The following is a 17891-nucleotide window of genomic DNA, read 5'->3' on the forward strand; positions in this document are numbered from 1 at the left end:
GGACCGTCCTTTCGCGAGTTTCACGGGGACCGCCGGGAGGACGCGCGCAGACCGTGGTACCAGCCGAGGACCCGGCGCTCCACCAGTTGGAAGACGACCGAGAGCAGGAAACCGAGCAGGCCCAGCACCAGAATCCCGGTCCACATGTCGGGGATGGCGAAGCTGCGCTGGAACTGGACGATGGTGAAGCCGATACCGTTGCTGGCCGCGAACATCTCGCTGATGACCATCAGGATGATGCCGATGGACAGCGCCTGGCGCAGGCCCGCGAAGATCTGCGGGCTCGCCGCGCGCAGGACCACGTTCCGCAGTCGGGCGACGCCCGTGATGCCGTACGAACGCGCCGTCTCGGACATCACGGAGTCCACCGCGCGCACGCCCTCGACGGTGTTGAGCAGGATCGGCCAGACACAGCCGCTCGCGATGACCGCGATCTTCATGGTGTCGCCGATGCCCGCGAACAGCATGATGACCGGGACCAGGACGGGTGGCGGTACCGCGCGCAGGAATTCGAGGACCGGCTCGCAGAAGGCCCGTACACGTCGGTACGAGCCGATGACCGTGCCCACCGCCACGCCCACGACGGCGGTGGACGCGTAGCCCACGAGGAGCCGCACGACGCTCGGCAGGACGTCGGCGCGCAGCCGCTCGCCCGTCCAGACGTCCGGGAAGGTTTTGAGGATCGTGCGCAGCGGCGGCCAGAAGACGTCCGTGCTGCCGTCGGACGCGAACCACCAGAGCGTGACGAGCAGCGCGGGCAGCGCGAGGACGTAGAGCGCCCGCAGAAGTACGCGCCTCACACCGTCACCTCCCCGCGCACCGACTGATGCCAGGCCAAGGCCCGCCGCTCCACCGCGCGGGCACCCACATTGATCAGCAGGCCGAGCAGACCGGTGACCACGAGCAGGGCGTACATCTCCGGGACGGCCTGCGAGGTCTGGGCGACCCCGATGCTCTTGCCCAACCCCGGTGCTCCGATGACGAGTTCGGCGGTGACGGTGAGGATGAGGGCGACCGCGGCGGCGAGCCGGACACCCGTCATGACGTAAGGCAGGGCCGAGGGCCACAGCACATGGCGGATCCGCGCCCAGGTGTCGAGGCCGTACGAGCGGGCCGTCTCCTCCGCCACCGGGTCGACGTCCTGGACGCCGTACAGGACCTGGATGAGGATCTGCCAGAAGGAGGCGTAGACGACGAGAAGGAGGACCGAGCGGAGTTCGGAGCCGTAGAGGAGGACGGCGAGGGGGATGAGGGCGACGGAGGGGATCGGGCGGAGGAACTCGATGGTGGAGGCGGTGAGATCGCGCAGGTGCGGGACGACCGAGATCAGAACGCCCGCCAGTATTCCGGCGGTCACCGCGATCGCCAGACCGAGTGCCCAGCCGGTGAGCGTGTCCGCGAGCGCCGTCCAGAACACCTCGTCGGTGAGCTCCTGCCCGAGTGCGTCGGCGATGCGGCTGGTCGGCGGGAAGTAGGCCTCCTTCACAAGACCGAGCCGCGGCACCGCCTCGCCGAGGGCGAGGAAGACCGCGAGCCCGGCCGCACCCAATGCGGCGTTCAGTCCTTTCACGGAAGCAACTTGTCGAGGTCGGGGGTCGACTTGAACAGTCCGTCCGCCTCGCCCAGCTTCGCCAGCGCCTCGATCGACGCGCGGTTCGCCTCGGCCGGCCACTTCGGCAGGACGACGTCCGCCAGCACCGCCGCAGGGATCTTGGTGTACGTGGTGACGATGTCCCGGGCCTCGTCCGGGTGGGCGTCGGCGTAGGCGAGGGACTCCGCGGTGGCCTCCTGGAACTTCTTCACGACGTCCGGACTCTGCTGCGTGTACTGCGTCGACGCGAAGTACATGGCGATGGTGAGGTCCGGCGCGACGTCGATGAACGGCGAGGTGATCTCCCGGCCGCCCTGGCTCTTGACGGTGGCGAGCGCCGGCTCGACCACCATGGCGGCGTCGACCTGGCCGCTGTCGAGGGCGGCGGGCATCTGGTCGAAGGCGAGCTCGACGAACTTCACCTTGTCCGGGTCGCCGCCCGCCTTGCGCACCGACTCGCGTACCGCGGTCTCGTTGATGTTCTTGAGGGCGTTGTTGGCGACCGTCTTGCCCTCGAGGTCCTTCGCCGACTTGATGGGGCTGTCGCCCTTCACCGTGATGGCGCCGAAGTCCTTGCCCTGTACGCCGGTTGAGGCGATGCCGTTGACAACGGCCTGCACGGGCACGCTGTTTGTCTGGGCGATCATCAGCGAGGTCACGTTCGAGAAGCCGAACTGGAACTGGCCGCTGACGACACCCGGCACGATCGCGGCGCCGCTCTGCGCGGTGGTGATCTCCAGCTTCAGGCCGTGCTTCGCGAAGATGCCCGTGGCCTGGCCGAGGTAGAGCGGGGCGACGTCGACGATGGGGATGAGCCCCACTTTGACCGTCGTGGTGCCCCCTGACGACGAGTTCTTGTCCGACGACCCGGAGGGGTCGGACGATCCGCAGGCCGTCGCGGTGACCAGGACGGTGGTGACCGCGAGACCGGCGAGCAGACGACGCATGACTCCTCCTGTGCAGACGAGAATGTTCCGACAGGCTGTGCGCACACCGCACAATAGTGCTCAGCGGGAAAGTAGGACCCCTGCATGACGGGGTCAATCCCTGCCGCTGACAATATTGTTGACAGTTACCGAATGCGCTCAAGGTGTGCGCAGCAGGCGCACTCCGTGCGTCAACCTGGAGGCGACGATGCCCGCAGCATCCCGCGCGCCCCATTTCGTCAGGTCCTTCGAGCGAGGCCTCGCCGTCATCCGCGCATTCGACGCGGACCACCCGCAACTGACGCTCAGTGAGGTCGCGCGCGCCTGCGACCTGACCCGAGCGGCGGCCCGCCGCTTCCTGCTGACGCTCCTCGACCTCGGATACGTGCACACGGACGGCCGGATGTTCCGGCTCACCCCAAGGGTTCTGGAACTCGGCTACTCCTACCTGTCGGGCTTCACCCTGGCCGAACTCGCCGAACCCCATCTGGAGCAACTCGTCGAGCGGGTAAGGGAGTCGTCCTCGCTCTGCGTCCTCGACGGCGACGACATCGTGTACGTGGCGCGCGTCCCCACCAGCCGCATCATGACCGCGACGATCACCGTCGGCACCCGCTTCCCGGCCCATGTCACCTCTGTCGGCCGGGTGATACTGGCCCACCTCCCGGAGGAGGAGATCGACACCCGGCTCGCCCGCGCCGAACTGAAGCCCCTGACAGCCCGCACGATCGTCTCGGCCGAGTCACTGAAGGCGGAACTCCAGCGTGTACGAAGCCAGGGGTACGCCATCGTCGACCAGGAACTGGAGGAGGGGCTGCGCTCGGTCGCCGCCCCGGTGCGGGACCGGGGCGGCGAGGTGGTGGCGGCCGTGAACATCCCGGTGCACGCGAGCCGCAACTCCGTGGAGTCCGTACGGCGCGACCTGTTGCCCCACCTGCTCGCGACCGTGGCCCGCATCGAGGCGGACCTCCGGGTCACAGATCCAGCACGAGCCGCTTCCCCAGACAGCGAGAGACGCAGATGAGCATCGTCTCGCCTGCCTCCCGCTCCTCGTCGCTGAGCACCGAGTCCCGGTGGTCCGGGGTCCCTTCGAGGACGTCCGTCTCGCAGGTCCCGCAGGTCCCCTCGGTGCAGGAGTACAGCACCTCGACGCCCGCGGCCCGTACGGCGTCGAGTACGGACACCTCGGCGGCGACGGTCACCGTGCGCCCGCTCCGGGACAGCTCCACCTCGAACTCACCGTCCGGGCCGGTCTCCTGGACCTTCGGCCGGAAGCGCTCGACATGCAGTAGCCCGGCGGGGCAGCGCTCCTCGACCGCGTCCAGGAGCGGACCGGGCCCGCAGCAGTAGACGAGAGCGTCCGGCGCGTCGAGAGGGGCCAGATCCAGCAGCCCGGTCTCGTCCTGCGGGGCGATGGTCACCTTGTCCCCATAGCGGCCCAACTCCCCGGTGAACGCCATGGAGTTACGCGTCCGTCCGCCGTACAGAAGCGTCCACTCCGCGCCCGCCGCCTCCGCCGCGGCGAGCATCGGCAGGATGGGCGTGATGCCGATCCCGCCGGCGATGAACCGGTAGCGCGGGGCGTCCCGGAGAGCGAAATGATTGCGCGGGCCGCGCACCCGCACCTTGTCGCCCTCGCTCAACTCCTCGTGCACGTACGACGATCCGCCGCGCCCGTCCGGCTCGCGCAGCACGGCGATGCGCCACACGGCACGGTCGGCCGGATCGCCGCACAGCGAGTACTGCCGTTCCAGATCCGGACCGAGCGCCACGTCGATGTGGGCGCCCGGCTCCCAGGCGGGGAGTTCCTCGCCGAGGGGATGGCGGAGGATGAGGGCGATCACGCCGTCAGCCGCGAACTCGCGCTGCGTGACGACGAGTTCGGCCTCGTACAAGGTCATCGTTCGTGTCCTCGGGGCGGGGAGTTCTGGGCCGGTGGCTGGTGCCCGTCCGGATGCGCGAGCATCCACTCCCACATCTCGACCGGGTCCTGGGCGGTGTGCTCGGCGCCGCAGTGGCAGGTGCCGTGCAGGACGTCCGTGCCGGGGAGCCAGTCGACGCGGTAGATCTCGCCGGTGGGACCGGTCACCGGACCTTCTCCATGGGTTTGGCGCCCTCGTCGACCAGCCGGGCGAGGATACGGCGGGCCGCGAGCCCGCCGGTGTCGATGTTGATGCTCAGTTCCTGATACCCGGTCCGCTCCGAACCCAGCGTCCGCTGGAGCAGGTTGAGCGCGTCGACGTCCTGCATGACGACGGCGTGGTTGAAGTCCCGCAGGAACGTGGTGACTTCCTCGTCGTCGCGGGCGAAGTCCCGGGAGACCGCCCAGAAGTCGTAGACATGACCGTCGCCGGAGGGCGTGACCGCGTACGTGATCTCGGTGTGGAACGCGTTCGGGTCGCTGCCGTCCGGCTCGGGCAGCACACCGACCGGGGCGACCCGGCTGTGCAGCAGATACAGACACGGCGCGAAGTATTCGATGTCCTGCCAGCGGGTGATCCGTCCCTCGATGCCGGTCGAGCGGGCGTAGAACGGCGGACACTCGGCGTCGTCCATGTGCCGGCTGACCCGCACGATGCCGGCTCCCTCGTCGACCTCCGTGTTGACCGGCGTCTCGGCGACCTCGGGAGTGCCGATGTAACCGCCGTGCAGGTAGGTCTCGTGGGAGAGGTCGAGCAGGTTGTCGACCAGGAGGCCGTAGTCGGCGTCGATGGGTTCCATGCCGTGGACCGTGACCCAGTCGGGGGAGTCGAGGTGGCGAGCCCGCGGGATGGTCCCGGGGTCGGCGAGTGCCGGGTCGCCGACCCAGACCCAGATCAGGGAGTCCTGCTCGACCAGCGGGTAGGACGCCACGCGGGCGGTGCGCGGTATGCGCCGCTGCCCCGGCACGTACACGCAGGTGCCCGTCGTGTCGTACGTGAACCCGTGGTACCCGCACACGATCCGGTCGCCGTCCAGCCGGCTCGCCGAGAGCGGGAAGCGCCGGTGCACACACCGGTCGGACAGGGCGACCGCTCTTCCGTCGCCCTCGGTCCGGTAGAAGACGAGCGGCTCCCCGAGAATCACCCGCCCCAACAACTCCCGCCTCACCTCGTGGGAGTAGGCGGCGACGTACCACTGGTTCCTGGCGAAGGCGGTCATGTGGGGCATGGCGCTCCCGTCCCTGTCGGCGGGGCTTCGTCGCCCCGCGTGCGGTGGTTGGACTCAGCGTCCTGACGCGTGCCGTAACTCCGCAAGGCGGCTTCTGCCAGGCGGAAGGGCTTCAGCGAAGCCGACCGCCGGCCACGGCGCATGGTCGGCCAGTGCCTGGGCCGGTCGGGCGACCGCCGACAGCACGGCGGCGCCGGGGGCTGGCGTGGTCACGGTGTTCTCCTCGCTCGTGCCGTCCAGCTCAGTGCCGCGGCTCTGGCCAGGTGCAGGTGTGCGCGTTCCTCGGGGAGTCCCGGCCCGTGCATGCGGACGTGGTGGAGGTGCAGCAGGTCCGGGAGCAGGTCCTGCGGGGGGAGCGTCCCCGCACCCTCGAGCGCGCTGCGGTAGGCGGCCAGCGCGGCGCGGCGTGCGGACCAGCTCGCGGTGACGCGCGCGTCCACCACCGGGGTGCCGTGGGGCGTGAGGAGAGCGGTCACCAGGGCGATGGTCTGGTCGTAGACCGTCCGCGGTGGAGCGTTCCTGCCCGTATGGGTGTGCCCGACCAGCCAGCGCATCGCCTTCGCGGCGTCCCCGAGCAGGCCGACGGCGATGTCCACCATGCTCGCGGCGGTCACCGCACTGGCGCCGGGAGCGCCCGGGCCGGCCTGCGCGGTCAGCTGGGCGAGGACGGCGGCCGCGTCAGCGGCGAAGTACCGCTCGGCGGCTTCCATCGCCGCGGGGCCGCCGAAACGCGCGGTCTGCGGGTAGTAGGTCTCCACGCTCGCGTGGGTGATCAGCCCCGCGTGCCGAAGCCCCTCGGTCCACTCGCCGATCTGCTCGACAGCGGTGCCGAGGGAACCGGGCGTGCAGGTCAGACGCAGACGTAGGTGGTCCTCGGGATCACGGTGGCGAACGAACCACCAGCGGGGCTCGCTCAACTCCCCGAGCAGGGACGGCAGATGCCGGGTCAGGAGCGGATCCTGGCGGTCGCGGTGCCCGTGCAGGCTGATGGAGAGCAGGTCGCCGCAGCCGGGCAGACGGCCGTGCTCCCGAGTGACGACATCGCCCGATCCGCGGACCGGTGCACGGGCCTGGTCCACAGCGGTCAAGGGGATGATGATCTCGTGGGCGCGCCCGCCGGTCCAGCCCAGGTCCCCGGGTTCCGGTGCGGCACGCAGCAGCGCCCTGCCCTCGCGCTCCACGTGGGTACGGAGCAGGACCCGGTGCGAGGGCTCCGCCAGGTCCAGGTTCATGCGCCGGTCTCCGTCGCCCAGGTACACGTGCTCGGGCAGGAGAACTTCACGGCGCCATTCGGCCAGGGCCTTGTCCCACTGCGGCCACGGTGTCCGCGCGTCGGGCAGGTCGTCATTGCCGAGTGTCCAGCGGGCCGGGGACAGTACGGTGCGCCCGTAGCGCAGTGCGGGGAGGAACGGCAGGCTGGACACGGCCGCTCCCCACGAGAACCCGGTGCACGGAACGGCCAGTGCCACCGGTGCCTCGAACAGGAACCGCGCCAGCGGATGGATGTGCTGGGTCAGACCCACCGCGTTCAGCAGTATCGTGTGCACCGGGCGGCGGCGGGAGACGGAGACCAGGTGCAGTTGCTCGGCATCGGCGGTCACCGCCAGGTCCGTCAAGGGCAGCCGGCCCGTGTCCGGGCCGTGGTAGTCGCCGAGGGGGATCACCAGCTCCGCCACCTGCGGAGTGTGCGAGACGTTCACCGTGCGTATGTACAGCGGGATGGTACTGATCTGCGCGATCAGCGCGTCCTGTTGCACTCCGGGCAGGCCTGCGTACACATCGGTCATCCGGCGGCGGTCGTCGGCGTCGAACAGATGGAGAAAGCGTCCGGTTCCCCTTCCGGCCGCAAGGGCCACCCCGACAATGTGGAGCGTGAACTCCCCTTGTTCCAGGGCGGATACGCTCGCGGCGTGGATCCGCACGGTCACCTCGGTGCTCGGCTGCACGGGGCTGCCGGTGTCCGCCACCGCCAGTTCGTCGATCGCGGCATCATCGAGCCGGACGTGGTGGCGGCGCCCCGTCGCGGCGGCGTACGCGAGCCGCAGCAGCCGGCTGTCCCGGGCGGTCAACGTCGGGCCCGTCGACGCGCCGGTGGTTCCGAGGTAGCCGGACGGGTAGCCGAGGAGGTCGATGGCGTCGAGGACGGGTACCACCGCTCCCGGGCCGTAGCGATCGAGGAAGCGGCCGTGCCAGGCGACCCACTCGGGGCTCAGTGCCGCCCGCGGCGCCAGGCGCGTGAGTGCCGCGGCGGCCTTCGCCGCCTCCTCGGCCACCGCCTCCGGGATCACCAGGTCCCAGTCCAGCCGCAGGTCGAGGGCGAGCGCGGGTTCCGCGGTGGGACACAGCCGCCTCATCAGGGCGCGCACCCGCGCACGTTCAGTACGAGCACCCACACCCGCGGCGGCGGTCGCGTCGTCGTGCCGTGCCAATCCCGCCGCGACCGCGGACAGTTCAGTGGCCACGGGCAGATGCGGTACCAGTCCGAGCAGATCGGCGATCGGGTCGGAGGCCGTGACCGCAGGACGCAGACCGGTGATCAGGAATCGCTGTCGTACGAGGTTCCCGAGCAGGTTCTCGATCGCGGTGGGCGAAGCGGCCGGGAAGCCGACAGACAGTGTTGCCGCAAGATCCGCCCACGGGACCGGCGCCCGTGCACCGTCCATGGCCATGCGGACCGGCCCGGTCGCGCGTATCCCCACGTGTACGGGATCGCCGCCGTTCGCACTGCTCGCCCGGTGCTCGATCATCAGGCGTCCGTCGCGCTCGAACGCGAGGCTGGAGGCGAGCAGCGTCAACTGGGGCCGGAGCTCCGGGAGTTCCTCCAGCCGGTCGACCAGAGCCGCGGTCCATGCCGCGTCCGGTCTGGTGACCGGCCGGTGGCCGGAGCCCGCACGCAGCAGGGGAGTTGCCCCGGTGCGGGCGGCCTGGACACCGGCGAACAGACCGAACGGAGTGGCCCGTGCACGGGCGCGCAGCAGGTAACGCACCACCGACAGGACCGCGCGCCGTACGGCGATTTCCGGCACCGGCTCGCCGGCGCATATCTGATGCACCCGTCTCGCAAGGTCCGGGCTGGAGAACTCGACCGCGGTGGCAAAGCCGGTTGCCTGCCAGGTCTGTTGAAGCCATGCCCGCCACGACTCCGTGTGCGCGGACGGGCCGGTCAGGTCCGGCCAGACCGTCGGGTGGTCGGGACGCCGGACCGCCGCCCGAACCACGGCCGCATCGACATGGCGGTACAAACAGCCCTCCAGCAGCACAACGGCGTTGTTCCCTATACGCCATGGTGATTGTGGCTGCTGCTGCGCCACCCCGGTACCGCAGGGTCCCCATGAGCCACTGATCTGGCTGAATTCCGACCAGCCCGAACGACGACGTAGTGGCTGTTGACGTGCGTGCGGTCTGGCTAGCGTGGTTGCCACGCATGGCAAGCGACACGTTCCCATCATGTTTGCGAAGGGGAGAAAATCATGACTGCTGCATCTCCTGAGGTACTCGCCGATGAGGAATTCGGTGAGCTCGAAGAACTCCAGGTGATCGATTCCAGCGAGCTGAAGCTCGGCGCCGCGTACCACACGTACACCTACATCGCGGCCGAGAACACGGAGGACATCCCCGAGTAGGACGCCCGGGAGCAGGGCAACTCTCCGACGGATGAGACCGGTGAGGCGAGGAGGTGGGTCGTGCCGTCCAGCCTGTCGACGGACCGTACCCGCACCGACGTCCTGCTGATCTTCCCGCCGCAGACCGAGGCCAGGTTCTTCCCGTATCTGAGCCTGCCTTACCTGACCGGCCACCTGCGGCGCCGGGGCCGGCGGGTTCACCAGGCCGACCTGAACGTCGCCGTGCTCCACGAGCTGCTGCGCCGTCCCGCTGTGCTGGACGACGCGGTCCGCGCCCAGGACACGGGCGACGACGGTACGGCCATGAGCGGCTGGTATCGCCGAGCGGTGGCCGACGTCTTCGCCGCCCACATCGGCGAGCTGCGTGCCCACGTCCTGCACAAGGAGCCGGCCGGCGAGCTGGGCCCCGACCGCGCGGTCCGGCTCGCCACTCTGGCCCTCGAACTGCTGGTCCGCGACACCTTCCTGGTTCGGACCTGGGAGAACCTCGACCGGCTGGACGATGCCGTACGCCAGGCCGCGGACCGGCCGCCCGCCGCGTCAGGCGTGCCGGTCGCCTCGCTGCACCGCCTGGTGACCGGGCTGCTCGGCCGGCATCGCCCCCGGGTGGTCGGCCTGTCCGTGGCGTTCTTCAGCCAGCTCGCGCCCGCACTGCTGATCGCCGCCTGGGTCCGGCGGCTGGCGCCGGGCACCCAAATCTGCCTGGGCGGCCAGCAGGTGATGCTCCGTCACGACAGCCTCGCCCGGCTCCCCGGAGTCCGGGACACGGTCGACGCCCTGTGCCCGACAGCCGGTGAAGAGCCGCTCGAACGCTGGCTGGACGCGCTGGACGGAACGATTCCGCTCACCGCCGTACCCGGCATGACCTGGCTGCCCCGTTCCGGGGCCGGGCCGCGCACGGGGCCCGCGGTGACCCTGCGCTTCCGTGACCTCGGACCACCCGACTTCACCGGACTGCCGTTCCGCTCCTACCTCAACGACGCCCTGGAGCTCGCGATCGTCTCGTGCGTCGGCTGCTACTGGGGGCGGTGCGCGTTCTGCTCGTACGGCAACCGGTCGCTCCCGCAAGGCGGTTACCAGCAGGGCACCGCGGCCCAGATCGCCGACGCCGTCGAGTCCGTGGTCCGCGCCACGGGCACCCGGTACGTGTCGGTCGCGGACGAGAACACCAACCTGCGGCTGATCCAGAAGGCCATGCGCGCGGTACGCGAACGCGGCATCCGGGTCCGGTTCGGCGTCCGCAGCAGGCTGGAGCCGGTCCTCACCGACCCGGAGTTCTGCCACGACCTTGCCGCGGTCGGCTGCGCGATGATCTCGGTCGGCTACGAGGGCACCTCGCAGCGCCTGCTGGACCGGATGGAGCGGGGTGTCCGCGCCGCCGACTACCAACTGATCCTCGACAACCTCGACGCGGCGGGCATCGCCGTCCGGTTCAGCGTGATGGGTCAGGTCCTGGACGAGACGCCGGACGAGTTCGAGGCATCCCTGCGCTTCCTCGTCGACAACGAGCGGCGGATCGGCATCGACGCGCTGGAGCTGATGGTGGCGGAGCCCGGCAGCAGACTCGTGGGCAGCCCGGAGGAGTACGGACTCGCCCTCGACACCTCGGACCGCCTCGTGGGCAACCCCGAGCTGAGTTACCTGGCCGGCCGGGTCGGCCACCCCCTGTCCGTCCCCGGCGGCCCGTCGCGCACCGAGGCACTGGACCGACTGGTACGGATCTTCGACACCGTCAAACCAGGCCGTGCGAACGCCTCGGTCCCCTCGCATCCCGCCCAGAACGGCCATCGCACGCTCGCCGTCACGGCCCTGCGCCCCCGCACATGGGTACGCACGGTGCCCGCGTACGCCGACGACCATGCGGCCGACCGTGTCACCCTCGCCGATGTCGTCCGGGAGCGGTTCTACGCACTCCCGCGCGACGACGTGGAACAGCGCGCCGACGGCCTGCTCACGGCCCGCACCGACCGTGGCCGCCGCCTGCTGGCCCGCCTGGCCGACGTGGCGGCAGGCACCCCCGACCCGGCACATTCGGCCGAACCGGCCCCCGCAGCCAGGAGTTCCTCATGACGCAACCGCCGCGCACCGCACCGGGCGGCGCCCCGACCGTCACCGTCACCGAGGCCCCGCCCCGGATGGGCCTGGGGGTCCTGATGGACATGCCGTGGGGCGGCGGACGCCTCGGCAGGCGCGGCATCGGATTCGTGGAGAGCGACGACGGCGGCGGAGACATCACCGACCGGGTCCGCGCCTTCCTGCGCCGCCACGGCGGCGACTTCGCCTACTCGGCCCTCGCGTTCCAGCCGCGCTCACGCGCCCGCGTAGGGCCGGCCGACTACGTGCGCGCGTACGACCGCTTCTTCGAGGCGGTGCCCGCCGGGTCGGCCCGCGCCTTCCACCAGACCGAGCTGAACATGGGCACGCCCGAGCGCTACGACCGCCGCCCGGCCGCCGAGTTCACCAACGAACTGGCTGCCCGCTACGGCTTCTCCTGGGTCGTCGAGGACCTGGGCATCTGGAGCCTGCGCGGCATACCGATGCCCTATCCGCTCCCGCCGCCGCTGACCGAGCCGGGCCTGGAGATCGCCACCCGGAACGTGGCCGAGGCGGCCCGGCTGCTCGAACCGCCGCTGCACGTCGAGTTCCCCGGCTTCACGGAGGGCGGCTCGTTCGTCCTGGGACACATGGACGCCTTCGAGTACTTCGCCCGGCTGGCGGAGGACGCCGACGTGCGGGTGACGCTCGACGTCGGCCATCTGCTCAGCTACCAGTGGCTGAGGGGACGTACCGGAAAGAGCATGTACGACGGGATCGAGGCACTGCCCCTGTCCCGTTGCCGCGAACTGCACCTGTCGGGCTGCCAGATCGTGGGCGGCAAGTTCCGCGACCTGCACCACGGCGTCCTGCTGGACGAGCAGTTGGAGCTCACCGAGTATCTGCTGCCGCGCTGCCCGAACCTCCTCGGGGTGTCCTACGAGGACCCGATGTACCGCGAGGACGGACAACTGGTCGAGAAGTCCCGGCAGAACTACGCACGACTGCGGGACATGGTCGCCGCCTGGCAGCGCGGGGAGGCGGCGTGACCACGGTGGAGCCGGGCACATCCCTGGACGGCGAGCAACTCACCGACCTGCTCATGCGACTTCTGCTGGACGCGGACCTGCGGGCCCGGCTCGCCGACGAGGGCGCCGAGGCCGTGGCGGCGGATCCCGGCGAACTGGAGTGCCTCGCCTCCGTCGACCTCGCCGAACTGGACACCACCGCGCGCCGGCTGCGCTCCCAGGTCTGGCGGCCCGGCAGCGGCAGCAGCCTCGGGACCACGTTCCCGCGCAGCCTGCGACTGCTCCAGGACGTCGGTGCCACGGAGTCCGACCTGCTCACCGGCTTCCTCGGCTCACCGCACTTCGCCCGGTACCGGCTGATCCCGTACACCGCTCCCGGGCTGTCCGCGGAGGAGGCGTTCGCGTCCTACCTGCTGGACGACGCCGGGGCGGGGGCGCTGCGCGACACCGTGACCCACGAGCTGATGATCGCCCTGTTCACCGCGCTGGCGTGCGAGCAGCCGCTGTCGTTCGTGATAGAGGCGGAGGGAATCGTCCCCACCGACCGAGGCCACGCCGCCGTACGCGCGTACGCGGCGGCGTCCGTGGCCACTTGGGGGGCCACCACAGGTGGGCGTCCCTCCGGGGAGACCCAGGGCGCGGACGACGTGCACTACGCGTACTTCACCACGTCCGCCGGGCTGGCTCACGGCGTGGTGTCCGGGCGGGTGGCGGCGGCCTTCGAGGCCGAACCGTCGGACCGGCGCGAGACCGCGCGGCAGGCACTGGCCCGCCGCCGACTGTGGTGACGGGGAGAGGAACCGCCTTGCACATCGTGTTGGTGGACATGCCGTGGTCGTCGCTCGACGCGCCGTCCCTCGCCCTCGGCATTCTCAAACGCCGGATCCTCGACGTCTTCCCCGACGGCGCCGCGGACGTCGAAGTGGTGCACGCCAACCTCGACTTCGCCGACTGGGTGTCCGCACGTACGGAATACGGCTTCGAGGAGTACGAGTTCTGCTCGACCTCGTACTTCTCCGGACACAGCGAGTGGATCTTCTCGGCCGCGCTCAACGGTCAACCCCGTTGGCGGGTGGCCGAGTTCACGGAACACTTCGGCGAGAAGATGCCGGAGCACATGCGGGCCAAGGCGCGGGAACTTCACGAACTCGCGCCACTGTTCGTCCGGGAGACAGCCGCCAAGATCGCCGCCACGGCACCGGACGTGGTCGGCTTCACCACCACGTTCGCACAGAACGCGGCAGCCCTCGCCGCGGCCCGCGTGGTCAAGGAACTGGCACCCGACACCACCACCGTCTTCGGCGGCGCGAACTGCGACGGCCCGCAGGGCGCCGCGCTGCACCGCAACTTCGAGTACGTCGACTTCGTGGTGCGCGGCGAGGGCGAGATCGCGTTCCCGCGGCTGCTCGCCGCGCTCCGCGACGGCGACGCCGACGACCTGGCCACCATCCCCGGCCTGTGCCGCCGCGACCGGGACGGCCGGTCCGTGGCACATCCCATGAACGCCGCCCCGCTGCCCCCCGGAGCACTCGTCACCCCGGACTACGGCGACTACTTCGAGCGGCACGCACGGTCCACCGCGGGCGGCTGGGTGGAACCGCGGCTGGTGGTGGAGAGCTCACGCGGCTGCTGGTGGGGCGAGAAGCACCACTGCACCTTCTGCGGCCTCAACGGCTCGTTCATGGAGTTCCGCAGCAAGGACCCGAGACGGTTCGTGGACGAGATACTCGGCCTGGTCGAGCGTCACCGCGTACTCGACGTGTGGGTCACCGACAACATCCTCGACATGGCGTACCTCAACTCCATGGCCCCGCTCCTCCAGGAGAGCGGGTACGACCTCCGGCTGTGCTACGAGATCAAGTCGAACCTGCGGCGCGAGCAGCTGGCGACCCTGTACGCGGCCGGCGTCAGTTATGTGCAGCCCGGCGTGGAGAGCCTCAGCAGCCGGGTGCTGAAGCTGATGGACAAGGGGGTGACCGGCTGCCAGAACGTACGGCTGCTGCGGGACGCGGAGACCATCGGCGTCAACCTCAGCTGGAACTACCTCTACGGCTTCCCCGGGGAGACCGAACAGGACTACGACGAGATCATCGACCAGCTGCCCGCGCTACACCATCTCGGACCGCCGGCCGGCTCCACCCGTCTGAAGGTCGAGCGGTTCAGCCCCTACTTCGACCGGCCGGAGCTGGGCTTCGGCGACCTGCGCCCCGCCTCGCACTACCACCACATCTACGACCTGCCGGAGGCCGAACTCGCCGACCTGGTCTACATCTTCGACTCACCGCACCGGGGCATCGCCGACGGCTGCCGGGACCGGCTGCGCACGGCCGTCGCCGACTGGACGCGGGCGTATCCGCGCAGCCGCCTGACCCACTGCGACCTCGGCGGACACATCGTCCTGGTCGACACCCGTCCGGGCTTCTCGTGGCAACTGCTCGACCTGACCGACCCGTTCGAAGTGACGGTGTTCCGACTGCTCGACACACCGCACAGCGTGGCGGCGTTGGCGCGCAAGGCGGCAGCCCGGGAGTCGGCCGGAGAGGTGACAGAGGAGCGCGTCACCGACCTGCTGGCACGCTGGATCGCCCTCGGCCTGGTCTTCGCCGAGGGCGGCCAGTACGTACAGGTGGCGCCCGCAGTCGCCAACCAGGACCTGCTGCGGCTCGACGGCGCCGGACTGCACGGGGACGGCACGTCGCTCGTCCCGGCCCTGGCGGCGCCGGCCGCCGCGGGAGACACCCGATGACGCCGGAACTGACGCTGTGGAAGGACCGCGACCTGGCGGCCATGCGCCTGCCGGGCATCCACTACGGCACCCTCGACGGGCCGCCGGAGGACCCGGTAGGCGCCGTCGCGCAACTCGCCTCCGACGGCGTCCAGTTCGTCCAGGTGCACGAGCCCGTGGACCTCACGGATCCGGACGGCGCGTCCGCCGTAGCCGTTCTCCTCGTCATCCGGGAACTCACCAGCCACGGCATCGCGGTGGACTGGACACTGCGCATGGCCGACCCGGCCCAGTGGCGACCGCTGAGCCACCTGCACCCACCGGCAGCCGTCCTCCGCGGCTCCGCAGGACAGGAGAACGAAGACCACGTGGTCACCGCGTGGCGCGACTCGTTCCACATCGCGAAGTGCGGCTACCGCCGCGGCCCCGGTTTCCTGGAGATCCGCGACCACCGCTGGGGCTCCTTCCGGCGCCTGGTCGTCAACGCCCCCCGGAGCACGGGTTTCCAGGGGCTGCTGGACGGCGTCCCGGCGGTCGCGTCGGCGTCGACGGAGCGGGTCCTCGAGCGTCACCTGCGCGAAAACCTGGTCCATCGCGCCGGGCGCTACCTGTGGTGGACGCCGTACCGCCTACGACGCTGGCCGCTCAGCACGACGATCCCGTAGGAACCTCTCGACCCACTGTTCCGTCAACTCGTCGGCCTGACGCCTGATCCCCGGAGCCGGCACCGAGGCGGGCGCGCCGACACCGAGGAAGTCGAGGCAGCCCAGCAGGCCTGCCTCGTACTCCGCGACCAGGTCCTCGTAGACGACGGTATGCGGGGCGATTCCGTGCCGGCCGAAGTAGACCTCCCAGACCGACGCCTCGCGGTCGAGCAGCCGCAGATGCCGGCAGATCTCCTCATAGCTGTATCGGGGAGCGGCGCGCGTGCTCCCCTCCGGCAGAAGGGTCCCGTCCAGGATCCAGACACCGGTCTGCTCGGCCAGGGTGTACGACACGGCCTGCCGCAACCGGTCCCTGCGTTGGATCCAGATGTACCGGGGTCCCTGGAGGATGTCGTACGGGTCGACCTCCAGGCTCCTGAGGTGCCCCGCGGAGATCCGCAGCCCGAACACGCCGTTGGGACTGGTCCGCCACGCCATCAGCTGCCGCACATAGCCCGCCGCCAACTCCTGCGGATCACCGGAGTCGAATTCCCACCGCTCCAAGTAGTCCAGCACGAAGGCGTCGGCGAGGTAGTGCTCGGCGAAGCCGGCCAGCTCGGTGTGCCACAGGGCGCGGGCGAGCATGTTGCTGCCGCACCTGGGGGTCGACGCGAGCACGTAACGGACCGGCGGGAGACCGGCGAATGGTGGGAAGTCGAACTCCGGACCGTTGGTCCGATAGCGCAGCACCATGGCAACACCTTCGCACCCGGCACCAGTGGCTGTCATCGGCGCCGTCGCGTTCCGATCCAGAAGGACCCCCCGATGGTGCGTAGCCGTTGACCAGATCTTCGTAGTGCTATGCGGCTTCTGCCGGGCGGAGGACCTCGTGAAATGGCTGGTCAGACCCTCGTGAGCGGTCACGGTGAGGGAACAGTCTCGGGGGAGGGGGCTGAAAGGCCCTGATGGGGGCACCCGGGTCTGTGCGGCACCGATGGGTGCCGCAACCCCGAGGGAAAGAGAAACTCGTGTACATCGGCCTGGGTACCGTCGTCGTCATCATTGTCATCATCGCTGTCGTCATGATGCTGCGCCGCCGCTGACCGGCGCCCCTCATGCCGCACGATCAGCCATGACCACAGTCCGACCCGGATTCCGTACCCCGGATCCCCGGGCGGGCATGGTCACGCTCGGTGCAGGACAATGCCGCTATCGCATCCGCCTCTCGTTGGGCGAGGAACGTTCCGACTGGAAACCACGCAGGGCGGGTATCAGCTCGGCATCCCGGAACAGGGTTGATCGAGGAAGGGCCACGTGGACAGCAGCCGCCGTGAACGAGCAGAGGAATTCGTGGAGTTGCACCGAGAGGGCTGCTTCCTGCTGCCCAATGTCTGGGACGTGGGAAGCGCCCGCGTCCTGGAGTCGGCGGGCTTCCCGGCGGTGGCGACCACGAGCGCGGGCGTCGCGTTCTCCCTCGGACGCCCGGACCACGACTTCTTCGACGAGAAGGCACCGGAAGACCGCGTCGACCGCGAGACGATGATGCGTCGCGTGCGCGAGATCGCCGACGGGGTGAGGGTGCCGGTGAGTGCGGACCTCGAAGGCGGGTACGGCGAGTCGCCCGACACGGTGGCCGCCACTCTCTCGCTGACGCTCGCCACGGGCGCCGTCGGCGGCAACATCGAGGACTTCACCGGTGACCGCACCCGGCCGCTGTACGACGAGGCGCTCGCGGTGGACCGTATCCGTGCCGCCCGGGCCGCCGTCGACGCCGGAGGAGAGCCGTTCGTCCTGGTCGGCCGGACCGACGTGCTCCTGGTCGGCGATGGGCTCGACGAGTGCGTACGGCGCGCCAACGCCTACCTGGCGGCCGGAGCGGACTGCGCGTTCGTCCCGGGTGCCGCCGACGCCGCGACCATCGGCACGCTGGTGCGCGAACTCGACGGCCCGCTCAACGTGGTCATGGGGCTGACCGGAAACACGCAGACCCTTGAGGACCTGCGGGAGCTCGGCGTACGCCGGGTCACGGTCGGTGGCAGCATCGCCCGCGCCATGTACCACCATCTGCTGCGCGCCGCGCGGGAGCTGGCGGACCTGGGCACCTTCTCCTACGCCGACGACCAGCTCTCCCATACCGAGCTCAACCACCTCTTCCGGCGCGACTGAGACC

General features: G+C 70.2%; 16 protein-coding genes. 8 read left to right on the top strand and 8 right to left on the bottom strand.

All coding sequences use genetic code 11. The features are described 5' to 3' along the window. Positions 1–20 precede the first annotated feature (20 nt). Genes ACFVKT_RS01220 through ACFVKT_RS01230 form a run of 3 tightly spaced genes read right to left on the bottom strand, consistent with a single transcriptional unit; the run spans position 21 to position 2538 of the window. A complete protein-coding gene (locus ACFVKT_RS01220) occupies positions 21–800 on the bottom strand; it encodes an ABC transporter permease (RefSeq protein WP_385726276.1) in 780 nt (259 codons plus the stop codon). Then, on the bottom strand, positions 797–1570 hold the full coding sequence (locus ACFVKT_RS01225) for an ABC transporter permease (protein ID WP_385726278.1): 774 nt from the start codon (positions 1568–1570) through the stop codon (positions 797–799). Before ACFVKT_RS01225 ends, ACFVKT_RS01220 begins: the two co-directional genes overlap by 4 nt. Beyond that, positions 1567–2538: an ABC transporter substrate-binding protein gene (locus tag ACFVKT_RS01230; RefSeq protein ID WP_385726280.1), complete on the bottom strand. Its 972-nt coding sequence runs from the start codon at positions 2536–2538 to the stop codon at positions 1567–1569. The genes ACFVKT_RS01225 and ACFVKT_RS01230 overlap by 4 nt, the downstream gene beginning before the upstream one ends. Before the next feature lie 187 nt (positions 2539–2725). On the opposite strand from ACFVKT_RS01230, the gene ACFVKT_RS01235 reads away from it, so the two are divergent. Then, complete coding sequence (locus tag ACFVKT_RS01235) at positions 2726–3541, top strand: IclR family transcriptional regulator C-terminal domain-containing protein (RefSeq protein ID WP_385726282.1); 816 nt, start codon at positions 2726–2728, stop codon at positions 3539–3541. On the opposite strand, the gene ACFVKT_RS01240 is transcribed toward ACFVKT_RS01235, so the two are convergent. The 4 genes from ACFVKT_RS01240 to ACFVKT_RS01255 all read right to left on the bottom strand — a co-directional run bounded on the left by ACFVKT_RS01240 (position 3492) and on the right by ACFVKT_RS01255 (position 8978). Next, positions 3492–4418, bottom strand: a complete 927-nt coding sequence (locus ACFVKT_RS01240; protein ID WP_385726284.1) for a PDR/VanB family oxidoreductase — start codon at positions 4416–4418, stop codon at positions 3492–3494. The two genes, ACFVKT_RS01235 and ACFVKT_RS01240, sit on opposite strands and share 50 nt — an antisense overlap. After that, complete coding sequence (locus ACFVKT_RS01245) at positions 4415–4606, bottom strand: hypothetical protein (RefSeq protein ID WP_385726286.1); 192 nt, start codon at positions 4604–4606, stop codon at positions 4415–4417. The genes ACFVKT_RS01240 and ACFVKT_RS01245 overlap by 4 nt, the downstream gene beginning before the upstream one ends. Next, positions 4603–5667: a Rieske 2Fe-2S domain-containing protein gene (locus ACFVKT_RS01250; protein WP_385726287.1), complete on the bottom strand. Its 1065-nt coding sequence runs from the start codon at positions 5665–5667 to the stop codon at positions 4603–4605. The genes ACFVKT_RS01245 and ACFVKT_RS01250 overlap by 4 nt, the downstream gene beginning before the upstream one ends. Positions 5668–5876: 209 nt before the next feature. Next, the gene (locus ACFVKT_RS01255; RefSeq protein ID WP_385726289.1) at positions 5877–8978 is read right to left on the bottom strand and encodes a lantibiotic dehydratase; all 3102 of its coding nucleotides are present in this window, start codon (positions 8976–8978) and stop codon (positions 5877–5879) included. Positions 8979–9137: 159 nt separating this feature from the next. Between ACFVKT_RS01255 and ACFVKT_RS01260 the strand changes: the two genes are divergently transcribed. The 6 genes from ACFVKT_RS01260 to ACFVKT_RS01285 are packed head-to-tail and all read left to right on the top strand — an operon-like array spanning position 9138 to position 15742. Next, complete coding sequence (locus ACFVKT_RS01260; RefSeq protein WP_385726291.1) at positions 9138–9290, top strand: hypothetical protein; 153 nt, start codon at positions 9138–9140, stop codon at positions 9288–9290. A 60-nt stretch (positions 9291–9350) separates the two neighbouring features. Beyond that, entirely contained in the window at positions 9351–11360 is a 2010-nt protein-coding gene (locus tag ACFVKT_RS01265; RefSeq protein ID WP_385726293.1) for a B12-binding domain-containing radical SAM protein, read from the top strand. Beyond that, on the top strand, positions 11357–12373 hold the full coding sequence (locus ACFVKT_RS01270) for a DUF692 family multinuclear iron-containing protein (protein ID WP_385726295.1): 1017 nt from the start codon (positions 11357–11359) through the stop codon (positions 12371–12373). The genes ACFVKT_RS01265 and ACFVKT_RS01270 overlap by 4 nt, the downstream gene beginning before the upstream one ends. Then, positions 12370–13140, top strand: coding sequence for a hypothetical protein (locus tag ACFVKT_RS01275; RefSeq protein WP_385726297.1), 771 nt, complete (start codon positions 12370–12372; stop codon positions 13138–13140). The genes ACFVKT_RS01270 and ACFVKT_RS01275 overlap by 4 nt, the downstream gene beginning before the upstream one ends. Before the next feature lie 26 nt (positions 13141–13166). After that, positions 13167–15098 (top strand): RiPP maturation radical SAM C-methyltransferase, encoded by a 1932-nt coding sequence (locus ACFVKT_RS01280; RefSeq protein ID WP_385728078.1) that lies wholly within the window; start codon positions 13167–13169, stop codon positions 15096–15098. Continuing rightward, positions 15095–15742, top strand: a complete 648-nt coding sequence (locus ACFVKT_RS01285; protein WP_385726299.1) for a DUF5825 family protein — start codon at positions 15095–15097, stop codon at positions 15740–15742. Before ACFVKT_RS01280 ends, ACFVKT_RS01285 begins: the two co-directional genes overlap by 4 nt. Here ACFVKT_RS01285 and ACFVKT_RS01290 read toward each other — a convergent pair. After that, positions 15707–16474, bottom strand: a complete 768-nt coding sequence (locus tag ACFVKT_RS01290) for a Stf0 family sulfotransferase (RefSeq protein ID WP_385726301.1) — start codon at positions 16472–16474, stop codon at positions 15707–15709. The genes ACFVKT_RS01285 and ACFVKT_RS01290 overlap by 36 nt on opposite strands. Positions 16475–17035: 561 nt before the next feature. Between ACFVKT_RS01290 and ACFVKT_RS01295 the strand changes: the two genes are divergently transcribed. Continuing rightward, positions 17036–17887: an isocitrate lyase/phosphoenolpyruvate mutase family protein gene (locus ACFVKT_RS01295; RefSeq protein WP_385726303.1), complete on the top strand. Its 852-nt coding sequence runs from the start codon at positions 17036–17038 to the stop codon at positions 17885–17887. The last annotated feature ends 4 nt before the right edge of the window (positions 17888–17891 follow it).

The organism is Streptomyces sp. NPDC127595 (genome assembly GCF_042671685.1).
Classification (GTDB): Bacteria; Actinomycetota; Actinomycetes; order Streptomycetales; family Streptomycetaceae; genus Streptomyces.